General features: G+C 34.2%; 2 protein-coding genes. Both read right to left on the reverse strand.

The features are described from left to right. Positions 1–357 precede the first annotated feature (357 nt). Positions 358–3111: a leucine-rich repeat protein gene (locus tag GO493_RS30605; protein WP_157310052.1), complete on the reverse strand. Its 2754-nt coding sequence runs from the start codon at positions 3109–3111 to the stop codon at positions 358–360. A 42-nt stretch (positions 3112–3153) separates the two neighbouring features. Continuing rightward, on the reverse strand, positions 3154–4692 hold the full coding sequence (locus GO493_RS30610; RefSeq protein WP_157310053.1) for a toll/interleukin-1 receptor domain-containing protein: 1539 nt from the start codon (positions 4690–4692) through the stop codon (positions 3154–3156). Positions 4693–5826: the final 1134 nt, after the last annotated feature.

Genomic DNA, 5826 nt, shown 5'->3' on the forward strand with positions numbered 1-5826 from the left:
GAAAAAATAGCACTTACTAATGACCATATCTTATCTTTGAAATCTTAAAACGCTCTTTCTTTTTTGGCTCTTCTTAGAGGGGATACCATCACCGGTACGAGGGGGTATCATCACCGGAATTTACACATTTAATCAGAGATTGCCGCAAACAAAAAAGCCTTCAGATTACATCTGAAAGCTTTTAACTTCTTGCTAAACGTCGCCGTTTATTTAGCGGGCTGCGGGGGACAACTTTCGAACCAGTTTACTGAAGATTTATCTGAGCTTCACAACTTTATTGGTGAAATGAAATTAGAAATCTGTTGAAAGCCAGATAACGACCAAATTTAAGCCTAAGTCCAAACAGCTTTCTCATCTTTAGGACTGTTCATTAAGAGTAACCATAGTTTTCTTAATCTCATTTACTATTTGAGTGTAAATAATGTCTCTATTTTTTTGCGTAGATAGCCATGGAAGTTTCCCTTTTACATCTCGTTGGGCACCCTGAAATTTCATAAACTCAAATCCTTCTGTATCACACGGTCTTACAAAAATTGGAATGACTCTTATATTATCGCCTTTATTTAGACGTTTTTTAATCACTGGTAATTCTTCATTTATAATGTAGGAGGAGGCGAGGAAGTCCGCGCTTATCATTAATAAATATATATCAGCTGAAGCAGAAAAGTTTTTCTCAATTGCGTCATTCCAATCACTACCACTGGTTATTTTTCGGTCATGCCATGTAAGAATATCTCCTCTTGTTTTCAACATTGATAAATGCTTGTCTAATTCTTTTTGATAATTTTCATCAACATGTGAATAGGAGAATACAATTTGTAATTTCTTTTTTTGATCCATTAGTAAAAGATTTATAGCCATTTGATTTAATGGCGTTGGTTGATCTGTTTTTATACAATTTCCGAAGTGATTTCTAACTAGTATGTTCTTTAAAGTGTAACGGATGTTAAAATAATTAAGGTCATTAGTAGAATAATTGATCGTTCTTAACTCATCTAATAATATTTCGTTCCGGACAGCTATGAACTCCTGAGTAGATAAATTGAGTGTATCAACATTCCTATCTGCTAAAACAAAAAAATCGAATATTTTTCTGGCTAATTTTAATCTTTCCTGATGTTCATCAATATGGACTTTAATTGTTCGATTCTCCAGATCATAATAAACTAATACCTTGATGGTTTCAAGAACATTTAGACTGGATTTCTTTAGATCTTCATCCATATATAGTTCGTTTCTATCCGGAATGACATCATTTATCACATGTTTTACAATCGGATAGTCAAATATTATCCCATACTTCCAGTATGCACCAATGTCTTTAATAAATTCTCCGTATTGTGATAAGAATTTAAAGAAAACTCCTTCATGTAGAAATTCCGCAAATTGTAAACTGAATGCGAATGGAATTTTACTAATTAGTGCAATCTTTAAAACAGTTTCGAAGGAAGGTAGGAATTGGGGAATGATATAAAAGGTATCGTTAGGATTATCATTTTCGATAGCTGGTTTTTTAAAAATCAATTGAAAATTTTCCATGAGCATGAGAAAGACTTGAGCTTTTTCCTGCCCGATTGAATCAATTAATCTTTTGTACGATAATACTCCACCACTTTGGTCCTTGAAATTTTTATCCAATATTGTATTATAGATCCAGTCAGAAAGCCTCGGTGGGTTTGGAAATACATACTCATTTAGCCCTGGTATCTCGCGGAAGTAAAGGATACTGCCCGAGAATTCCAGATAATTGAGTAAACCGGCAAATGCGTCTTCGCTTAGAAATTGTGCATATTCTTTTTTAAACTCACTTTTGCTCTTATTGATTTCAATAATTGGTTGTTTGTCGAGCTTTTTTTTAATACTCACCCAGCTTTGAGGTAGTATTCCAAATTTCTTAGCATGGGACAATATCCGGGCATTCAATTTTTCCAGGAACAGTCCGTTGTGATGGATTTCCAGTTGATTGGAGTGTAATGATTTTACGTCAATGGCGAATATATCGGAAAGATTAAGATCATATTTTTTCAGTATCTTATTTGTTGGAATAGTTGCTATGTCGGGTTTGAAGGCCAGCGGATCGCCATCCGAAGAGGTCCAGATGTTTTGAACCAGCATTAATGGTGCTGTGAATTTTCCATCTATTAAAGCTCCTGAGAATGACCTGGCAGTTCCTATCCAATAACTATAGTTATCGTCTTCATTTTCTGTATTTCGCCATAGTATTATGTAGAAGTCATTTGGCCTTAAAAATAAATAATGAAACCCGTGATGGTAGGATTGCCCACCGAAATCCCATATCACTGCCTCATAATTTTCATTTGAAGTTTTATGAATAGCCGTATTTATACCATGGGTTGGGTCATCGTTTGGGATATATTTTTTTTGAGAGAAATAATTTAGTAACTGGGTCTTTCCAATCCTTCCACTTCCTATCAAATTTATTTTTATGGAGGTATTATTAATTCTTGTTTCCTGTCGGATGCTTGTTAAATAACCTAGAATGGAAGATATGTCATCGTAGTTATTTAACGGGACATTCTTAATTGGGTTTTTATTTAAATTTATATAAGTTAGCCTTTGTAATAAATCCGTAGTTAAATCTTCTATGGTTTCTATCCGATTGTTTTCAAGAGATAATGACGATAAATTAGTTATTTGTTCAACTCCGTGGATATTTGTGATCCGATTACTGTTTAATAGCAAATTTCTCAGATGTGGCAAATCACTGAGGCCGGTGATGGACTGGATATTATTATCTGAAATGTTAAGGGTTTTAAGCTTCCTTAATTTTCCTATATTCTTAATGAAGAAGATTGAATTGCCAGAAAGGTTTAGGTATTGTAATTCTTTTAATTTGGAAAGGCCTTTGATGACTGTTATATTGTTGTATGACAGGTCTAATACCACAAGCCCTTTCATTTTATGTAGGCCTTGGATATTAGATAAACTGTTATTGGATAGATCTATTTCCCGGATATGTTTTAGGTCGTATTGGGAAAGTTCTTTTGGGATTTCAGTCAGGTTTAAATGGGAAAGATATAAAGTAGTTTTATATGGGGCCTCACTGGCTTCTATTATTCTGCTGGTGGCTTCATTGTATGTAAGGGGCATAATTGATATTGAAGATTTTTTTAGACACAGCTATTTAGAGTTTTAACTTTCTAATAAATCAAGTATTTTATTCCCTATTTTTTGTAAGGCTGCATTTCTTTGAGGTGAACTCAATTTGTCCAATGGTTTATTTGCAGAATGTAAAGCCTCATATTTTTCGATTTCTGTTTCTTTCACCAGTGACGACTTTACTGGTATCCATAAAATTTTTGTACCCTTTTTTTTAGAAAGCTCGAGTAATGGAGGTAGCTCATTTTCTTTTATAAAATCAGACGCAAGGTAATCAGGGGTTACAAGGAGAATTGCTGCTTTAGCAAGACTTAAAGCAGATTCCATTTCATCCCTCTTGTTTTTTCCAGAGGATATCATTGTATCATCCCAGAGGCTTAGTTTCTTCTTTTCAATAAGGGGGGCAAGCATTGTTTTTAACTCTTCCAAGAAGTTTAAGTCGTTACGAAAATAACTTATGAATATTAAATTTTTTTGAGATGATTTTAACTCTTTTTCTGAAGTTGTCTCGTTATTGATATTGGGATTTGTGTTATTACTCCAATCAATTTTTAGATCCCTAGGGCATTCACATGGAGCATTTTGACACCCAGGGCATTTCAAATTAGTCCAATTACCGCCGTCTGACATCCTGCCATATTTTGACCAGATTATTTCTGCAAAACTCAATTCTGCTATGTTGAAATACGGATTTGAGTTTTTTGTAATCGTTTCATAATATGATTGTGCTATCTTACCATAAGTGCTTCGGATTTTAATAGATGCTGCAAATAGCCATGAGAAGATGTCGGCTAATTTCTCTAATAGTCTATCTTTTCGTTTTTTTGCAAGTTCTAGTGAATATGGTTCCCGGGAATCGTCATATGTATATAAGTTGACAATACATTGTGTCGTTTCACCTACTTCACTTAGCAAACTGAATATTATAGATTCGAGGGAGTTGATGCGGTAATAATTGGCAAATATCTTTTCAAACATTGCTTCAATTTCCATTACCGCTTTAGGCATTTTATTGCTCTTATTTAATTGAGCTGCATATTTCAACCGGAGATCGAAGAGTTTTGCGCGGATATTATTTCTAATTTCCTTTTTAGATGTTTTAATTAAGCAATCGCATGGCTTATTAATAAAAGTATCGTTTATTTTGCTGATGAACTTTTTAATTTGCGGTTCCTGATTTTCAAAATCTTCTAACGGATTATTACTATTTTCCAGTCCAAACTTTTCAAGAATCAAATTATCAAAGCAAACCGGGCATATAGCTGGATATTTATTCCAGATAATCTCTGAGGGCGATACTTTATTTTTATCCAGCGAGAATGTTTGGTTGTGTTGATTGTTTATAAATGATATAAAGCTCATCAACCAGACAGTAGTATCTGCTATATCGTCGATAATGGCCGGAGGATTTTCACGTTTAACAGCTTTCGCGATCCGGGCAGCGTGATCAACTATATGTAACCATAGATCAAATATTGATCTCTCTCTCATGTCCCTTGCCCAAATTGTAGCGAAGTCATCATAATAATCATTAATGGAGGCTGACTTATAGTTGCTGACTCTAACTTTCATTAGTAGAATAATTTAGCTTTCGAGGTGTCTAAAAACGGCTATAGAACACCCAGGGTATTGATAAGGTTATAAAATCGTGGAATTCGCTAATTGAATTAAATATAATTGTTATTTGTATTTCGAATACTTATTGCAAGCTATTGAAATAATTTATCGTAGGCAATACCCACTAGTTTGTATTTTACATTTTGGGGTATGAAAATGGGGTGCAAAACTAAGAAATGAGGCTCTCCTTTTTAGTTGATATGAGAAGTAGGTTGTAACTTCAATTCTTATACGTAGGTCTGTAAAGAAGATAACATTCTTTATAAAAAGTGATGACATGCCCCTATCGGAATTACAGTCTGAGCAGATTAATTCTATTAATCTTGTTAGGAGTGTATGCGCCCAATTTCAGGTTGAAATAAAGAAAGCTGAATTGTTCTTTAGTGGTGCAAAATTTTACAAACAAAAGAATGAGAATAACTTGACCCTTTTTTCTTTGTATCACGTAACTGAGCATACAATAAGAGCCTTGCTAATTTCTATCACAGGTTATCTCCAAAGCACCATGATTTATTTAAACTATTATGATATACTCTTAGGTTAACGACTGAATTAAATATCATCTTCCCGCACGATTCCGATTATGAACGTGAATTGTTGGCTATTCTTAATGAGTCACATAGACATGCCATATACAATAATAAATCTTTTATTAATGAAGGCAATTTGAATGTTCTGTTTGATTGTGTATCACTGCTACAATCAAATATCCTACAGGCATTTGAAACGCAGATAAATCAGTATAGCCAGTTATCGAGCAACCCGAACTACATTTAATTGAAATCGAATAGCAGTCAAACACTTTTAAATAATTTCAGAAAGAGGGATTCGAACCCCGGGACCTTTGCCAGTCAAAATCATTTATTCCAAGACCGGGCATTGACTATCCACCATAAAAAAAGCCTTCAGACTATATCTGAAGGCTTTTAATTTCTGCGGAGAAAGAGGGATTCGAACCCCCGTGTAAGCAGTAAATAATAATGCAGCAAAATCGGTAAATATGAGTGCAGCAAAAACGGTAACAATGCTACAGCAAAAATGGCAACATTAGTGCAGCAATAAGGCTACAGTTGTTACATAGTTCATCCC

It is taken from the genome of Chitinophaga tropicalis (genome assembly GCF_009758205.1).
In the GTDB taxonomy this organism is placed as follows: Bacteria; Bacteroidota; Bacteroidia; order Chitinophagales; family Chitinophagaceae; genus Chitinophaga; species Chitinophaga tropicalis.

What these genes read in the sequence shown, in the direction of transcription:
- GO493_RS30605 (WP_157310052.1), bottom strand. Translation starts at nt 3,111, where the DNA reads ATGCCCCTTACATACAATGAAGCCACCAGCAGAATAATAGAAGCCAGT.
- GO493_RS30610 (WP_157310053.1), bottom strand. Translation starts at nt 4,692, where the DNA reads ATGAAAGTTAGAGTCAGCAACTATAAGTCAGCCTCCATTAATGATTAT.